The sequence below is a fragment of the Nocardia sp. NPDC059240 genome (genome assembly GCF_042753865.1).
Classification (GTDB): Bacteria; Actinomycetota; Actinomycetes; order Mycobacteriales; family Mycobacteriaceae; genus Nocardia.
This window is the reverse complement of sequence record NZ_JBHZAC010000001.1, coordinates 1,187,668-1,202,970: the sequence shown is the minus strand read 5'-3', so window position 1 is coordinate 1,202,970 and position 15,303 is coordinate 1,187,668. Positions and strand designations below refer to the sequence as shown.

The 15,303-nt window shown below is 64.2% G+C and carries 15 protein-coding genes; 13 read left to right on the top strand and 2 right to left on the bottom strand.

The genetic code is table 11. The features are described from left to right. Window positions 1-233 precede the first annotated feature (233 nt). Genes ACFXHA_RS05640 through ACFXHA_RS05610 form a run of 7 tightly spaced genes read left to right on the top strand, consistent with a single transcriptional unit; the run spans window position 234 to window position 7,314 of the window. Window positions 234-1,409 carry a thiolase family protein gene (locus ACFXHA_RS05640; protein ID WP_379353474.1) on the top strand — a complete coding sequence of 392 codons (1,176 nt, stop codon included), beginning with the start codon at window positions 234-236 and terminating at the stop codon, window positions 1,407-1,409. A 40-nt stretch (window positions 1,410-1,449) separates the two neighbouring features. Continuing rightward, complete coding sequence (locus ACFXHA_RS05635; RefSeq protein WP_379353252.1) at window positions 1,450-2,577, top strand: hypothetical protein; 1,128 nt, start codon at window positions 1,450-1,452, stop codon at window positions 2,575-2,577. Continuing rightward, window positions 2,577-3,755 carry a thiolase family protein gene (locus ACFXHA_RS05630; RefSeq protein WP_379353250.1) on the top strand — a complete coding sequence of 393 codons (1,179 nt, stop codon included), beginning with the start codon at window positions 2,577-2,579 and terminating at the stop codon, window positions 3,753-3,755. Before ACFXHA_RS05635 ends, ACFXHA_RS05630 begins: the two co-directional genes overlap by 1 nt. After that, on the top strand, window positions 3,752-4,204 hold the full coding sequence (locus ACFXHA_RS05625) for a Zn-ribbon domain-containing OB-fold protein (protein WP_379353249.1): 453 nt from the start codon (window positions 3,752-3,754) through the stop codon (window positions 4,202-4,204). The genes ACFXHA_RS05630 and ACFXHA_RS05625 overlap by 4 nt, the downstream gene beginning before the upstream one ends. 25 nt (window positions 4,205-4,229) lie before the next feature. Beyond that, window positions 4,230-5,429 carry an acyl-CoA dehydrogenase family protein gene (locus tag ACFXHA_RS05620; protein ID WP_379353247.1) on the top strand — a complete coding sequence of 400 codons (1,200 nt, stop codon included), beginning with the start codon at window positions 4,230-4,232 and terminating at the stop codon, window positions 5,427-5,429. Further along, complete coding sequence (locus tag ACFXHA_RS05615; protein WP_379353245.1) at window positions 5,426-6,553, top strand: acyl-CoA dehydrogenase family protein; 1,128 nt, start codon at window positions 5,426-5,428, stop codon at window positions 6,551-6,553. The genes ACFXHA_RS05620 and ACFXHA_RS05615 overlap by 4 nt, the downstream gene beginning before the upstream one ends. After that, the gene (locus ACFXHA_RS05610; protein ID WP_379353243.1) at window positions 6,553-7,314 is read left to right on the top strand and encodes an SDR family NAD(P)-dependent oxidoreductase; all 762 of its coding nucleotides are present in this window, start codon (window positions 6,553-6,555) and stop codon (window positions 7,312-7,314) included. The genes ACFXHA_RS05615 and ACFXHA_RS05610 overlap by 1 nt, the downstream gene beginning before the upstream one ends. Window positions 7,315-7,690: 376 nt before the next feature. Here the strand turns inward: ACFXHA_RS05610 and ACFXHA_RS05605 are convergent, their stop codons facing one another. After that, window positions 7,691-8,728: an esterase/lipase family protein gene (locus tag ACFXHA_RS05605; RefSeq protein WP_379353241.1), complete on the bottom strand. Its 1,038-nt coding sequence runs from the start codon at window positions 8,726-8,728 to the stop codon at window positions 7,691-7,693. 72 nt (window positions 8,729-8,800) lie between these two features. Next, complete coding sequence (locus ACFXHA_RS05600) at window positions 8,801-9,547, bottom strand: glucose 1-dehydrogenase (protein ID WP_379353239.1); 747 nt, start codon at window positions 9,545-9,547, stop codon at window positions 8,801-8,803. Window positions 9,548-9,736: 189 nt separating this feature from the next. On the opposite strand from ACFXHA_RS05600, the gene ACFXHA_RS05595 reads away from it, so the two are divergent. From ACFXHA_RS05595 to ACFXHA_RS05570, 6 genes are all read left to right on the top strand, one after another. Continuing rightward, entirely contained in the window at window positions 9,737-10,342 is a 606-nt protein-coding gene (locus tag ACFXHA_RS05595) for a TetR/AcrR family transcriptional regulator (protein ID WP_379353237.1), read from the top strand. Between the two features lie 97 nt (window positions 10,343-10,439). After that, complete coding sequence (locus ACFXHA_RS05590) at window positions 10,440-12,305, top strand: sigma-54-dependent Fis family transcriptional regulator (RefSeq protein ID WP_379353235.1); 1,866 nt, start codon at window positions 10,440-10,442, stop codon at window positions 12,303-12,305. Between the two features lie 18 nt (window positions 12,306-12,323). Next, complete coding sequence (locus ACFXHA_RS05585; RefSeq protein ID WP_379353233.1) at window positions 12,324-13,202, top strand: enoyl-CoA hydratase/isomerase family protein; 879 nt, start codon at window positions 12,324-12,326, stop codon at window positions 13,200-13,202. A gap of 62 nt (window positions 13,203-13,264) precedes the next feature. Next, window positions 13,265-14,422, top strand: a complete 1,158-nt coding sequence (locus ACFXHA_RS05580; protein WP_379353472.1) for an acyl-CoA dehydrogenase family protein — start codon at window positions 13,265-13,267, stop codon at window positions 14,420-14,422. Between the two features lie 13 nt (window positions 14,423-14,435). After that, window positions 14,436-14,882 carry a hypothetical protein gene (locus ACFXHA_RS05575; protein ID WP_379353231.1) on the top strand — a complete coding sequence of 149 codons (447 nt, stop codon included), beginning with the start codon at window positions 14,436-14,438 and terminating at the stop codon, window positions 14,880-14,882. Next, entirely contained in the window at window positions 14,879-15,295 is a 417-nt protein-coding gene (locus tag ACFXHA_RS05570; RefSeq protein ID WP_379353230.1) for a MaoC family dehydratase, read from the top strand. Before ACFXHA_RS05575 ends, ACFXHA_RS05570 begins: the two co-directional genes overlap by 4 nt. Window positions 15,296-15,303: the final 8 nt, after the last annotated feature.

Genomic DNA, 15,303 nt, shown 5'->3' with positions numbered 1-15,303 from the left:
ACTGCAGCAGGCTCGGCGACATCGCTCCTCTCGGCCACCGGTCAACGTCTGGGACGTAGCGACAGTTGATCCGCGATCATTCCGCCCGCGCGAACCGGCGACCAGAACACTCCCTGTAGCAGCATGCGACATCTCCCGAGGCCACCTTCTTTCTAGATTCAGAAGACAGGAATTCTGGCCGCCCGATGATGTGGTGCCGGAGTCCAAGGAACCAAAATGGAGAGGCGGCCACAATGAGGTCGGCAGTCATCGTCGACATTGTTCGTACGGCGTCAGGTCGGGGTAAGCCCGGAGGAGCGCTGTCGGGTGTACACCCTGTCCGGCTGCTCGCGGACACCCTGCAGGCGCTGGTCGAGCGCACGGGCATCGACCCGGCCGAGATCGACGATGTGATCGCCGGTTGCGTGCAGCAGGTTGGCGAGCAGACGAACAACATCGCTCGCAGCGCGGTCCTCGCCGCAGGCTGGCCGGAGTCGGTTCCGGGTACAACCGTTGACCGGCAGTGTGGTTCCAGCCAGCAGGCCGCCCACTTCGCCGCGCAGGGTGTCATCTCGGGTGCCTACGACATCGTGGTGGCTTGCGGTGTCGAGTCGATGAGCCGACTGCCGATGGGTACAGCCTCGATCGGGCAGAACCCGATCGAGCCGTTGGCGCAGCGGTATCCCGAGGGGTTGATCAACCAGGGCGTGGCCGCCGAACTGATCGCCGGTCGCTGGAAGCTCGACCGGGAGACCCTCGACGCTTACGCGGCGCGGTCGCACCAGCGCGCAGCAACGATCGCCGCGGCGGGCGGGTTCGCCAACGAGATCGTGCCGATCACCGTCGACGGGCAGGTGCACGACCAGGATCAGACGCTTCGGGCCGGCACCACCGCCGAAGGCCTGGCGGGTCTGAAGCCGTCGTTCGTCGACGAAGCGCTCTCGGCGCGGTTCCCTGAAATCGCCTGGAGCATTACTCCTGGCAACTCCTCGCCGCTCACCGATGCCGCCTCGGCCGTTCTCATCATGAGTGAGGAGCGTGCTGTGAAGCTCGGTCTGCGCCCCCGTGCGCGCTTCCATGAATTCGCAGTTGCCGGCGACGATCCGCTCATCATGCTGACGGGTGTCATCCCGGCGACCCGGAAAGTGCTTGCGCGCGCAGGGATGTCGATCGATGACATCGGCGCGTATGAAGTCAACGAGGCCTTTGCGCCGGTGCCACTGGCATGGCAGCACGACCTGCAGGCCGACCCCGAGAAGCTCAACCCGCGGGGTGGCGCGATCGCGCTGGGACACGCGCTCGGCGCCTCGGGGGTCCGTTTGCTGGCCACGCTGGTGAACCACCTCGAGGCAACCGGCGAGCGCTACGGTCTGCAGACCATGTGCGAAGGCGGCGGGCTTGCCAACGCGACCATTATCGAAAGGCTCTGACGCACATGACGATCAGCGCCCACCTTCACCAGGGACCGATGTGAGCGGCCTAAACCCCTCTGTCGAGGCGCGCGACCCGATCCCGGTGCTCGGGATCGCGGCGACACCGCTTGTTGGCGAGAGCGATGCCGTGCTCGACGAACTGGTCTTCGATGCCGTTTCGAACGCCTTGCGGGAAGCCGGGATTCGCAAACACGAGCTCGGACTGTCGGTCACCGCATCGCTGGACATCTACGACGGTCGCAGTATCTCCAGCGGTTTGACCAATGCCGCCAGCGGCGGCTACCTCGCGCAGTCGTACCGCATCGAGGGCGACGCCGGACAGGCCATCATTGCCGCGGCACAGACGATCGCTGCGGGTGATGCGGATCTGGCGCTCGCCGTGGGTGTTTACAACCCAGAGGTATCGGGGCCCGCTCGTCGGCAATTCCTCCAGCAGATTTCGAATCTCGGGTTCGAGCCGCATTTCGATCGCCCGGTAGGCCTGACCGCGGAGACCATGTTCGGCATGCACGCGGGCTATGTGGTCGATTCGGGCATTCTGAGCGAGGAACAACTCGCCGAAATCTCGGCGGCGTCTATCACACGAGGCGCCGGCCGCGGACGTGCTGTTCGTACTTCGCCGCTCAGCGCCGCGGATGTCCTGTCGTCGGCACCGGTCAATGGTGTGCTGCGCGAGCTCATGTTGCCGGCCGAATGCACCGGCGCGATCGCCGTGGTCCTCGGATCGCTGGCCAGGGCACGTCGAGCGCGACACCCGCGTGCCGTGCTCACCGGCTGGGGTCAGGCCACCGGCGACACCACAGCCGACGGGCAGTGGCTCGAAGATCCTGCTGCTGCTGCGCGCCGTGCCGGGCAGGAAGCCTACCGCCGGGCAGGCTTGACCGATCCAGTCGAGCAGATTCAGGCAGTCGAACTCACTTCGGCCACACCAGCATTGCTTGCACCGACCCTTGGTGCGCTCGGGCTGAGCAAGGCGGATGTCGAAGTGTCTCCCTCCGGCGGCGTGGCTAGCGCATACCCCGGTGTAGCCAACGGCGCGCTTCGCCTGCTCGAAGCGGTGTCGTGGCTAGAGGCGAACGGTGGCCGGGCTGTGTCGCATTCCACCGACCTGCTCACCGGACCAGTCGCCGAGACCGCGACCGTCCTTGTCTTGGAAGAGGTCTGATGGCCACGCGGGCAGTGATCGCGGGAGTGGGCATTACGCGTGCCACGTCGCCGCGCAAGCAGGAGAGCTCGTCGCTCGAACTCGTCCAAGAGGCGGTATGGGCTGCACTCGAGCACTCGGGTGCCTCGCCGGACTCGTTGGACGGCATCGTGATCGGCAACATCGACGGTTTCGAGGGCACTGTGCTCGGTGCCAAGCATGTCGTGCGCAGGCTCGGTCTGGGCGCGGAGCTGCCGGTGTCGATCATCAACACCGGCGGCACCACCGGCGGCAACCTGATGCAGGTTGCCGCCCGCCAGGTACGCTCCGGTGACCGCCAGCGTGTGCTGTGCGTCGGCGGGCCGACGTTCTATGGTGTCGAGGATCTGCAGTCGGCGATCAACACGAACTCGCCGATGATCGTCGAACAGCCGCTGGGCATGGGTGCCTATCACATGGGTGCCTTCTATCCGAGCGCGTACCAGCAGCGCTTCGGTGCGACCGTCGAGGACTTCGCGGTGAGCGTGGTGCAAGCGCACGACCACGCATCCCGTAACCCGTACGCGCACTTGCGCAATACGCTCACCGTCGAGGACGTGATGGCGGCCAAGCCGTTGTCGTATCCGATGACGATGGCGATGGTGTGCCCGGTCTCGACGTCGGCCAACGCATTGCTCGTCACCTCCGAGGACAGTGCGATCAGCTTGCGGCCGACGCCGGTGCTGATCCGCGCCATGGCGACCTCCAGCGACCCCTATCTCGGTGGCGGCAAGAACGACTTCGCTGCGATGGAGAATTTGGCGATCCTGGCCCACAAGGTCTACCAGATCGCTGACATCCGGGATCCGCGCGCGGAGATCGACGTCGTCGAGCTGTTCGCGCCCTACGCGCCGATGCAGCCGATGCAGCTGGAAGCGCTCGGGTTCGCTCCTCCGGGAGGAGGGATCGATCTGATCCGCTCCGGCGCAACCGAAATCAGCGGGGATCTGCCCACCAACCTGTCCGGCGGGCCGCTGTGCACCAATGCCGGTGTCGCGGGCGAGCTTGCCCCGTATGTCTACACCGCTTTGCAACTCATGGGTGACGCGCCGGAAGAGATGCAGGTGCGCGGTGCCCGGCGCGGTCTGGCGCACGGCACCGGCGGAACCTTCTTCCAGTTCGAGAACCTTGCCATCCTCGAAAGAATGGAGCGCCCGTGACCATCACGACGCAGCGGGTCCATTGGGACCTCAACTATGACATCCACCTCGGTGCGACCTGGGGTCGCTTCATGGCTGGGCTCACCGAGCAGAAGATCCTGGCCAACAAATGCCCGGACTGCGCTCGGGTGTTCGTCCCGCCCCAGGCGTATTGCGAGTCTTGCTTCGTGCGCACCGACGAGTGGCTCGAGCTGCCTTCGGAGGGCGTTGTCGAGGCATTCACCGTTGCGTGGCAGAGCTTCCGAGGCGGGCCCACCCCGCCCTACGCCATCGCCGGCATTCGGCTCGATGGTGCCTCGACACTGCTGATGCACTACGTCCATGGGCTGGATTTGTCCGACCCGAACGCGGTACGGGCGCAACTGCCCGTCGGCACGCGAGTGGGCGCCGTCTGGGCGGAAGAGCGCACCGGCCAGATCCTCGATATCGCGCATTTCGCGAAGATCTGATCAACGTTCTGAGAAAAGAGGATTCGTGAGCACCAAGAGCGCTCTCGACGCTGAGGGACTCGCCGCCAGCGTGCGCGAATTCCTGCGTGAGCATGACCCGCTTGCGACGGACCGGCTGGAATTCCTGCGGGCTCGTTTCGACGCGGGGCTCGCCTGGGTCTACTACCCGGAAGGACACGGCGGGCTCGGCTTGGACCCTGCGCTGCAGCCCGAAATCGACGCGCTGTTCGCGGCCGCTGGTGCCCCTGACAACCGGCCCGAATTGAACTTCATCGGTCTCAATTTGGCCGCGCCGACCATCCTGCGCTTCGGCACCACCGAGCAGAAGCAGAGGTGGCTGCGCCCGCTATGGACCGGCGAGGAACTGTGGTGCCAGCTCTTCAGCGAGCCGGGAGCCGGTTCCGACCTGGCCAACGTGGGCACCAGCGCGAAGGCAGACGGTGACGGATGGGTCGTCAACGGGCAAAAGGTGTGGACTTCGCTCGCCCACCAGGCGGACTGGGCGATTCTGGTGGCGCGCACCGACCCGGCGCAGCCAAAGCACAAAGGACTGTCGTATTTCATCTGCGGCATGCACGATCCGGGCGTCGATGTCCGGCCACTGCGACAAATCACTGGCGAAAGTGAATTCAACGAGGTTTATCTCGACGATGTGCCCATCGCGGGGGACCAGTTGCTCGGTGAGCTCGGGCAGGGTTGGGCTGTCGCCAATCACACTCTGATGAATGAGCGAGTCGCCATCGGCGCGGGCACGATTCCGCGCGAGAACGGCACGATCGGCGCGCTGGCGCGTACCTGGCGAAGTCGTCCCGAACTCCGTCGGCCCGGGCTCCACGACCAGGTGCTGCGGTTCTGGGTAGAGGCGGAAGCTGCCCGGCTCACCGCGGAGCGCCTGCGTCAGCAACAGGCCGCCGGGCTCCCAGGCCCCGAAGGGTCCGGAGCGAAGCTCACCTACTCCCGGCTGAACCAGCAGATTTCCTCGTTCGAACTGGAACTGCTTGGCGCAGAGGGACTTCGGTACACCGACTACACCGCACGTCGACCGGTCATCGTCGCCGACTACGCGGAGGAGTCGGCGGGCTGGCGATTCCTGCGCGCGAAGGGCAACTCGATCGAGGGCGGCACGTCCGACATCATGCGCAACATCATCGCCGAGCGAGTGCTCGGACTGCCCGCCGAGGCCCGGGCGGACAAGGATATCCCCTGGAAGGACCTGCCGCGATGACCGACATCAGGACACCGGTGACAGGCGATCTGCTCTACTCGGAGGTCGAGGAAGAGTTGCGCGGCAGCGTGCGAGCGCTGCTGGACAAGCGCAGCCCTTGGGACGCGGTGCTGGCCCGTACAGAAAGCGACAGCACAACCGACGTGGAGCTGTGGAACGCACTGACTGTCGAGATCGGTTGTGCCGCACTGGCTATACCCGAGTCCGCTGGAGGTGTGGGTGCGAGCTGGCGTGAGGCTGCAATCGTCGCGGAAGAGCTCGGGCGCGCAGTAGCCCCCGTGCCCTTCCTCGGCTCCAGCGGCGTCGCTACTGCTCTGCTCCTGGAACTTGGGCAGAACGTGCTTCTCGCCGCGGTAGCGGACGGCGGGTTCGTTGCCACGGTAGCGGTGCCGTTCAATACCGCCTCCGGTGATCGCTTCGGCGATCTGGAGGTCCGGGACGGGAAGCTCTACGGCACAGTGCGTTCGGTCGCCGATGCCACCATGCCCTATGTGTTCCTGGTTCCCGCGGGTGATGCGATTTACCGGGTCGACTCTCACGCCGACGGTCTGCAATCCACCGAAGTCGTTTCGCTGGATATGACCCGTCCGTTGGTGGATCTCGTGTTCGACGGTGTCGAGGCGGAACTGCTCGCGGAGGGTGAAGCCGCGCGTGCCGCAATGGATTCCGCATTGCGGATCGGCGCAGTGCTCTTGGCCTCGGAACAGCTGGGGCTGGCTGAGCGCTGCCTCGAGATGGCGCTCGAGTATCTGCGGATTCGCCGACAGTTCGGGCGACTCATCGGCTCGTACCAGGCGATCAAACATCGGGTCGCGGATCTGTGGGTACAACTGACGCAAGCACGCGCAGTAGCACGTTATGCGGCCGAATGCGCAGCAACAGGTTCGGAGGATCTCCCGATCGCCGCGTCGCTGGCGCAAGCGCACTGTTCGGTTGTTGCCCAGCAGATCGCCGAGGAGTGCGTGCAGTTCCACGGAGGCATCGGGTTTACCTGGGAGCATCCTGCGCACCTGTACCTCAAGCGGGCCAAGAGCAGCGCGATCGCCATGGGCACGCCCGAGCGTCACCGGGCAGCGCTGGCCGAACTGGTTAATATTCCATCCGCTAATGGGCAGGTCGGCTGATGAGCCAAGGCAAGCTGGCCGGTCGTACCGCCGTTGTGACCGGCGGCAACAGCGGCATTGGCCACGCAATCGCGGTCGGCCTGGCACGTGCTGGCGCCGATGTCGCAGTGTGGGCGCGCAATGTCGAGAAGAGCGCGTCGGTCGTCGACGAGATCCGAGCTCTGGGCGTGAAAGCGACTGCTGTGCAGTGCGATATCGCCGACGAGCAGGCGGTCGACGAGGCGATGAAGCGCACCGTGGAGGAGCTGGGTTCGCTCGACTGCTTCGTCGCGAACGCCGGCATCGCCGAGGCTGCGCCGATCACCGAGATGACGCTGGATACCTGGCATCGGGTGTTGCGCACCAATCTTGATGGTGGCTTCCTCTGCAGCCGAGCCGCCGCACGGCAGTTCGTCGCGCAGGGCACCGGCGGCTCGATGATTGTTGTCTCCTCGACCATCAGCCGTTACGGCGGAGCCGGACAGGCTGCGTACGCCACCAGCAAAACGGGCCTTTTGGGCCTGGCGCGCACTCTGGCAGTCGAGCTGGCCCGCCATCAGGTCCGGTGCAACGTGTTGATTCCAGGATGGACCCGGACCTCGATGAACACCCACTTGCAGGCGGACGAGAAGTTCATGAAGGTCACCACATCGCGCACCCCAGCGCGACGTTGGGCCGATCCTGAAGAGTTCTACGAGGTAGCCGCCTTCCTGGCGGACCCGACACTGACCTTCCATACCGGCAACGAGATCGTGGTCGACGGCGGCTACACGATCTTCTGAGCACGCGGAGCCGTCGTGGGGGGACAGGTGGTCCAGGGTATGTTCTCCCGACTGAGCTCCGCGGGTATCGGGTACCGGGCGCAAGCCCGGTACCCGATACGTCTTTTGTTTTCGTGGTGTTACCTGACCGCTCGAATTCGTCGAGATAGCCGACCGGCACATTCGGTCTTCAGTAGTCGCGAGATCTTCGACTCGATCTTCGCCAGTCGAATGACAGTGAGAATCAGGTCCGATTGGGTGCCGGAGACCGCTGCCCGAGACTTCTCTCGACGGTCTGCGTCGGTTCGGGGCTCGATTGAGTTTGATCGCAATCCCTTGTCGCGCAGGTTGGTTGACCATTGCACTACACCGGGCTAGCGGGTCTGAGCCGTGCCAGCTAGTTGCCGTATACGTAGGGATCAAGTTTCGGCTCGGTTGGAATCCGGGCATGAACCAAGAGTCGGGCGGCGGCTGTTGCAACTATCGCCGTCTCTCTCGCGGGGTATGTCCATGGATCGACCCCCGGCATAAATATGTGGCCGCAGACTTCGCGGGAAACACGGGCTGGGTCGGCAGGTCCGGGATGGGTGAGGGCGTCGAGGGCGATGGCGTAGGCGACTGGGTCGGAGGTGCCCACGCCGATATGGTCGGTGATGTCGAATGGGCAGATGTCTTGGACTGCGGCATTGGTGATTTCGCCATCGCCGGTGTGGAGGCTCGAACTGCCAGTGTTGTCGAAGTTCGGCTGTACGACCTCGTCAGTGTGCGTGTAGATGTCGGTGTAGGAGATGCCGGCGAAGGTTTCCTGGCCCGAGTTCATTGCGCGAACGTAGTTCGAGTCGGTTGCCTGTTGCCAACCGGCCGGGGCACAGCCGACCAGGCCGTTGCAGGTGGCGTCTGCGATCACGCTGCCGTGGTTGGTTGCGGCGAGGCCGATGTAGTCGTCGACCAGAGGTCGTAGGTCAGGCCAGAAGCGAAGGGCGAAGCGGGGTTCGGTGCCGCCCTGGCTGTGACCGATGATGTCCACCTTGTGGCCGCTGATCTCATGCACGTGGCGGATTGCGTTGACGACGTATTGCGCGGAGATCTGGGCATCGCCGAGAGCGTGGTCTGGCTCGGTCACCGAACAGTAGGCCCAGCCTAGGCGGTCCATTGCCCGGAACCAGCTCAGGCCGTAGTCCTCCTGTGGAGTGAAACCTGTTCCCGGAACGAACAATACGACGTTCCGTTCGGAGTCTCGTGCGTTGGCCGTGCAGGAGATGCTGGCGTCCAATTGATCATCAGGTACCGACAGTGCGGGCCCCGGGCGATCGAGCGGACCGAATCCGCTGGTAGCGTCCGCGGAGACAGGTGTGGCGGCGACTACCACCCCTATCGTGACCGTCATCATCGCCAGTGCAGCGCCCGCCGACTGGCCAAAGGCTTTGCAGCCCATACTCTTCCCCCCGATTGGGTTTGTACTTCTGTTCACCCTGCGAAGCGCGGGTAGCGCTTCGCAGGGGGTTGCTCAGCGGAGGTATCCGCCGTCTACTACGTATGCGGCTCCATTGACGAACTGCGATTCGTCGGAGGCCAAGAAGAGGACCACGGCGCTGACTTCTTCCGGCTTGCCAACCCGGCCCAGCGGGGTGGCTGCCGTGGTCGCGGCGAGTACCGCCTCGACGTCGGGGGACAGGTCGTTGACCATGGGTGTCGCGATGACGCCGGGGTGCACCGAGTTGACCCGGATCCCTCGTGGACCCAGCTCTTTCGCCGCGACCTTGGTCATGCCGGTTACGGCGAATTTGGATGCGGTGTAGGCGATGGCGTAAGCCTCGCCGACCAAGCCCGCGATGGAAGACACGTTGACGATCGATCCTCGGCCGGCTCGAGTCATCGACTCGACGACCGCCTTCATACCGAGGAACGGTCCGACTTGATTGATGTCGACCACGCGCCGGTATTCCGCTTCGCTGGTCGCTTCGATTGGTGCCGCGACACCGATTCCAGCGTTGTTGACGAGGATATCAACGTTGCCGCCGAACTCCTGCTCGGCTGTGCTGACAACGCGCTCCCAGTCGGCGAGGGAGGTGATGTCGTGCTTGGCGAATCGGGCGTGCTCGCCGAGCTCGTCCGCCAGCCGCTTGCCCTCGTCCTCCAGGACGTCGGTGAGCAGTACCTTGGCGCCCTCACGTACCAGGGTTCGGGCGTGGGCTGCGCCCATGCCCCGAGCTGCGCCCGTAATGATCGCGATGTGCCCGTCTACTCGGCCCATGAAATCTCCTGTTCATCGGATACTTACCAGGGTTAAACGTACTGACGATCGGTCAGTACGGTCAAGGAATCGGTGAAACTCTGATGAACGATTGTCCAGACCTGTAATCGGGTCCCGTCGGCGGTCGCGTGGTTGTCGCATATCGCTACATTCGGGTTCTCGGAGCCGCAGCGCCCTTAAAGTCGGCACATGACACAGTCGGACACGGCGCGGCGGGTACGCCTGGAGGCCGAGGATCGGCGAGAGCAGATTCTCGTTGCAGCACAACGCCTTTTCGCGCAGCAGGCTTATGAAACGGTATCCACCGCTGAGCTTGCGGCCGCGGCCGGCACGACGCGGACCAACCTCCATCATCACTTCGGAACGAAACGGGCGCTGTATCTCGAGGTCGTACGCCGGTTCGCGCATCTTCCCGAGCCGCCGCTGGTGGCAGAGTCGAGCGGTGACGTCGTGGCGGATGTATCGCGAATGTTCGATCAGTGGCTGGAGCTGGTCGAACGTAATCGACATACCTATTTGAGCATGCTTCGGGCAGGCGCCCCGCGCCGTGATCCGGAGGTCGACAAGGTGCTGCAGAGTGGCATGCGGGCGTGGGAGGACCGCCTGCTCGTGGTGTTGAGGATCGCTCCGGTCGAGAGTAATCGGTCCAAGATCAGGGCATTTCAATCTCTTGTCACAACCGCGACCGACGAATGGCTCCGCCGGGGCTTCCTGACCCGAGCGGATGTGCACGTATTGCTGTCTGGAACCCTCCTGGCGATACGGACGCAAGTCGACGAACTGACACCTTCTTGACAGAATGTCAGTAGTCAGTCAGGATGATGTTCCATCCAAGGGCATCAGCCTCGACCTGCTGTTGCCCTCCCGGTCGAAGCCTCAAGGGAGGTGCGGAATGGCGAGTACGACGACTCCGAAGCTGGGCTCGGCCCATGCGGTCCGTCCAAGCGAAATCCGGCATCCTCAAAGAGGTTTGGACGATCAGAACCGAGTCCGCCAGGCCATGCGTGCACGCGAGGTTCTGCTGACTGGCGGTCAGTGGAACGACGATTTTGCCCGGCGGAGTGGCATCAGGCCGCAGGTGCTCGACTCGTGGCGCCGGTCGCTGCGATACGGTCTGCGCCCTGATCGAGTCGAACCGACCTGCCGCCCCGACGCCGAGCTGGACGGCCAGCTGGCCCGGATTGTCCAAGCGGTGGTCGAGCAGCGCAAGGCGGTTCTGGAGCAGTCGTTGTGTGCGCTCTCGATTACCGATCGAGACGGCACGCTACTGCGGCGCTGGGTTATGGACCGACAGCTGGCGCGTTGGATGGATGAGCACAACATCATCCCCTCGGTCTCCGTGGATGAGACCGCGATCGGCACATTCAGCGCTATCTGCCTGCTGGACGGGAATCCGGTCCATGTGCGCGGGCCCGAGCACTTCTCAGAGGCTTACCTCGGCGTGACCTCGGCAGGCGCGCCGATCATTCATCCAGTGAGCCGCCGAATCGTCGGCAGCCTGATCGCCACCTGCCGGTCCGACGGCTCGAGCCCGATACTGCTGGCCTGGGTGACCGAACTGGCCGCAGAGGTACAGCGTCGCCTGCTGGAATCGTCGAGCACCCGCGAGCGGTTGCTGCTCGAGGCATTCTTGGCGGAGAATCGCGACGTCCGCCACCCGCTGATCGTGCTGGACGAACAGACGATCATTACGAATGCGACCGCTGCGCGGGTATTGGCATCGGTCGATCAGGCCCGGCTCTGGGAGCACGCCGCTCAGGCGATTCGCCAGCGGAACACAGAATCGCAGATGGTCATGACCGACGGCAGCGCGGTCTCGGTCACGTGCCATGAGGTGAATGACGGCACTGGCGCGATTGGCGCCGTTCTCAAAGTGCGGTTGATTGAGGAACGTAAGACCGCCTGCGATACGCCGTCGAACCTGGAGGGCTTGGCAGGTACCGGCCTGCGATGGCGAGAGCTCGGCCAACGAGTCCGTCGTACGGGAGTCGAATGGGCTCTTATCACCGGTGAACGAGGAACCGGCAGACTTGCGGTGGCTCGGGCAATGGCAGAGGGTGCCGAGGTACACGTGATCGACGCGATCGAGGCGTCCGCCCAAGGGCCACAGCATTGGCTTGCGAGACTTGACGAATTGGTTGCCACGGCGGAGCCCGAATCGGTCGTGGTGGTTCGTCACGTCGACGAGCTCGACTGGGGAACCGCAGCGGTGGCAGCCGGACTGATCGAACGTTGCCGAGCACTCCGAATCCGTGTCCTGGCGACCGCTCGCGAGAGGGCGGATCAGTTGGCGCCCAACGGCTTACTCGACTTGTTCACCGCTTGGATCGAGGTTCCGCCCCTGCGCGACCGCTTCGAGGATTTGCCGGTGCTGCTGGAATCATTGACCGCGGCTGTGCTCGAGCAGTCGGGGAGGCAGTCGAAGCCGGTTCGCTGGATGCCCGATGCAGTGCAAACCCTGACGCGACTCGAATGGCACTCCAATATTGCCTCCTTGCGCATCCTGGTTCGAGATGTCCTACGGGACAACCGAAACGGATACATCAGCGCGCGCGACCTACCGGCGAACGTGGTGGCAGCGGCGTCCCGTCGCAAGCTCATCGGGCTCGAGTTGGTCGAGGCCACGACCATCATTGCGGCGATGCGCGAAGCGGGCGGCAACAAGAACCGTGCTGCCGACGCGCTGGGCATAGCCAGATCGACCTTGTACCGCAAAGTCAGGGCCCTCGGGATCGATCTGTCCACGATGGCGTTCTGACCGGCTCGGCGGTGTCCAATGCTGCGACCGCTGAATGTTATTTCAGCACAGCCGCTTTCGAGTGGCAACGAGGAGGTGGGGCCGGTGTCGGCTAGTAACAACAGCGTGTCCATGTACGTAGCGGCCGTCGACGGCGAGGTCGGCTACTCGGTTGAGGGACCGGTTGCGGTGATTACGATCAACCGTCCAGGCGCACACAATGCGTTCACCGTCGACATGGCTCGCCAACTGGCTGCGGCGACAGATGCCGCCAGACGGAACGACTCCGTGCATGTGGTTATCGTGACCGGTGCCGGCGAGAAGGCGTTTTGTGCGGGCGGCGATCTGGGGGAGTTGATTCCACGGCTGACCCGGGGAGAGCTGGACGTCCTCATCTCGGATCCGGTCAAACGCTACTTCTCCGATGTCCACAAGCCGGTGATCGCCGCAGTGAACGGTATCTGCGTGGCGGGTGGCCTGGAGATCCTACTCGGCACCGACATCCGTATCGCAGCCGAACATGCCATTTTCGGTGTGCCAGAAGTCCGTTGGGGCCTGGTGCCCGGTGGCGGCACCCACGTGCGGCTGCCACAGCAGATCCCCTGGACGATGGCGATGCAGTTGCTGCTGACGGGCGACCACATCGATGCGCACCGCGCCGCGGCCTGCGGACTGGTTAACGAGGTCGTCACGGCCGGCCAAGAGTTGCCGCGCGCGATCGAGATCGCGACCCGGATAGCAACGAACGCCCCACTCGCGGTTCGCGCTTCGAAGGAGATCGCGGTGCGAGCCCTGGCGAACGAGCCGCGGTTCGCGCTCGAATTCGCCATGACCGAACGTGTCATCCGTAGTGACGACGCGAAAGAAGGTCCGCGCGCCTTCATGGAGAAACGAGCTCCACGCTACCGAAGCCGATGACGCGGCACGCGCGCGTCCGGAACTTGGAAGGAACGAAATCGATGACCACCCATAGTCTCTGTCTGCCCCTGCGGCCGAGCGATGAGGAGAAAGAGCTACGCGCCGCTGTGGCCGACATTGTTGGCAAGTTCGGGCACGAGTACTACCGGTCCAAAGCCGCAACTGGCGAACCCATGGCCGAGCTGTGGGATCAGTTGGGGCGCAGCGGATATCTGGGTGTCAGCATTCCCGAGGAATACGGTGGCGGCGGCGCGGGACTCACCGAACTCGCCATCGTGCTCGAAGAACTGTCTGCGGGTGGCTGCCCAGAATTGGCGATGGTGTTATCGCAGGGCATCGCGGGCAGCGTGCTGCCTCGACACGGGACCGAGGAGCAGAAGAGCCGCTATCTGCCCGGAATCGCGAGCGGCGCAGAGAAATTCGTTTTCGCCTTGACAGAACCCGATGCCGGTTCGAACTCGCACAACGTGTCCACCTGGGCCAAGCGGGACGGCGACGACTGGATCGTGCGCGGCACGAAGTACTACATCTCCGGCATCGACCACTGCGACCATTTCCTGCTGGTTGCGCGCACTGGCACCGACGAACGGACAGGGCGCGGCCGACTCACCCTGTTCATCGTCGATGATCCGAATATCCGTGGACTGAGCCGCACTCTGATCCCGACAGCGCTCGGTGCGCCAGAACGGCAGTTCACCCTGTTCTTCGATGACGTCCGCCTGCCTGCGGAAGCTGTCGTAGGCGAGGTCGACAACGGGCTCGCCGCGCTGTTCGACGGCCTGAACCCGGAGCGCGTGCTCAGCGCCGTCATCTGTCTCGGTGTCGGGCGCTACGCGATCGACAAGGCGGTCCGATATGCCAACGAGCGCAACGTATGGGGTGTCCCCGTCGGGACCTATCAGGGCGTTCAACATCCGCTGGCCGAAGCCACCATCGAGCTGACCGGTGCCGCCAACATGGTTTGGCGTGCCGCCGCCGAGATCGATGCGGGCCTGCCCGCCGGCGAGACCGCGAATATGGCCAAGTATCTGGCCTCCCGCGCCGGCTACAAGGCGCTCGACACCGCGATCCAGATGCATGGTGGCAACGGCATGTCCCACGAATACGGTCTCGCGGATCTGTGGGGCATCGTTCGTCTGCAGCAGGTAGCACCGGTGTCGTCGCAGATGGTGCTCAATCACATCGCGCAGCACACCCTCGGCCTGCCGCGGTCGTACTGAGGAGCGGGGAGGAATGACAGTAACGATCGAAGAGCTGCAAAAGCTCGAAGGAACCCGGTTTCTGGGCGGCGCGCTTGTCATCGAGCCACACGAGAACTCCATCCTGGAGCACGCCCTGCGTGCGCCGAAGGCCGAACCCGGTATCGCCCATCCGATGTGGTTCATCGTGATCTCGTTGCGGTGCTTGGGTATCAGTGTCACGGAGCTGTGCGCGATGGCGGGCAAGTCCCAGGACGACACGCTCCTGTTCGGCAACTGCGAAATCGAACAGCACACCCCGCTGAGCGTCGGAGCGCGCTACCGGGCCGAAGCGTTTGTCGCCGCCACCGGATCACGTACCACCCGTGACGGTTCACGGCTCGACAACGTGGACGTTCGTCTGGAGATCTTCGACGAAGCCGGTGCCTACTCGGGCGCGGTGACCAGCGTCTACCTGTTCAAGCGCGGAGGCGCACAGTGAGTTTCACCGATGATATCCACGTCGGCACCCGGCTGCCCGAGCGTCGAATCACCGCGATCAGCGCGGACCACATCAAGATCGTGGCCCTGGTCCTTCAGGACTCGAACCCGATCCATTTCGACCTCGACGCGATTGCCAGGGCAGGACTCGGCGATCGTGAGATCAACCAGGGCGGCGCGACCATGGCCTACGTCATGGATCTGCTCGCCGAATGGGCCGGTACGCGCAGTGCCTTGCGGAGTATCTCCTGCTCCTTCCGCGCGAACGTCTTCACCGGAGATGACGTTGTCGTCGGCGGAGAGGTGACCGCAGTGACCGAAGAAGGCTCGATCCGTGTCATCGACTGCGACGTGTGGGCCGATGTGGCTGGTCGCCGCGCCATCGTGGGCACCGCGACCGTTGCATTGAGCTGAACGAACAT

What these genes read in the sequence shown, in the direction of transcription:
- ACFXHA_RS05640 (WP_379353474.1), top strand. Translation starts at nt 234, where the DNA reads ATGAGGTCGGCAGTCATCGTCGACATTGTTCGTACGGCGTCAGGTCGG.
- ACFXHA_RS05630 (WP_379353250.1), top strand. Translation starts at nt 2,577, where the DNA reads ATGGCCACGCGGGCAGTGATCGCGGGAGTGGGCATTACGCGTGCCACG.
- ACFXHA_RS05615 (WP_379353245.1), top strand. Translation starts at nt 5,426, where the DNA reads ATGACCGACATCAGGACACCGGTGACAGGCGATCTGCTCTACTCGGAG.
- ACFXHA_RS05610 (WP_379353243.1), top strand. Translation starts at nt 6,553, where the DNA reads ATGAGCCAAGGCAAGCTGGCCGGTCGTACCGCCGTTGTGACCGGCGGC.
- ACFXHA_RS05605 (WP_379353241.1), bottom strand. Translation starts at nt 8,728, where the DNA reads ATGGGCTGCAAAGCCTTTGGCCAGTCGGCGGGCGCTGCACTGGCGATG.
- ACFXHA_RS05600 (WP_379353239.1), bottom strand. Translation starts at nt 9,547, where the DNA reads ATGGGCCGAGTAGACGGGCACATCGCGATCATTACGGGCGCAGCTCGG.
- ACFXHA_RS05595 (WP_379353237.1), top strand. Translation starts at nt 9,737, where the DNA reads ATGACACAGTCGGACACGGCGCGGCGGGTACGCCTGGAGGCCGAGGAT.
- ACFXHA_RS05590 (WP_379353235.1), top strand. Translation starts at nt 10,440, where the DNA reads ATGGCGAGTACGACGACTCCGAAGCTGGGCTCGGCCCATGCGGTCCGT.
- ACFXHA_RS05585 (WP_379353233.1), top strand. Translation starts at nt 12,324, where the DNA reads ATGCTGCGACCGCTGAATGTTATTTCAGCACAGCCGCTTTCGAGTGGC.
- ACFXHA_RS05575 (WP_379353231.1), top strand. Translation starts at nt 14,436, where the DNA reads ATGACAGTAACGATCGAAGAGCTGCAAAAGCTCGAAGGAACCCGGTTT.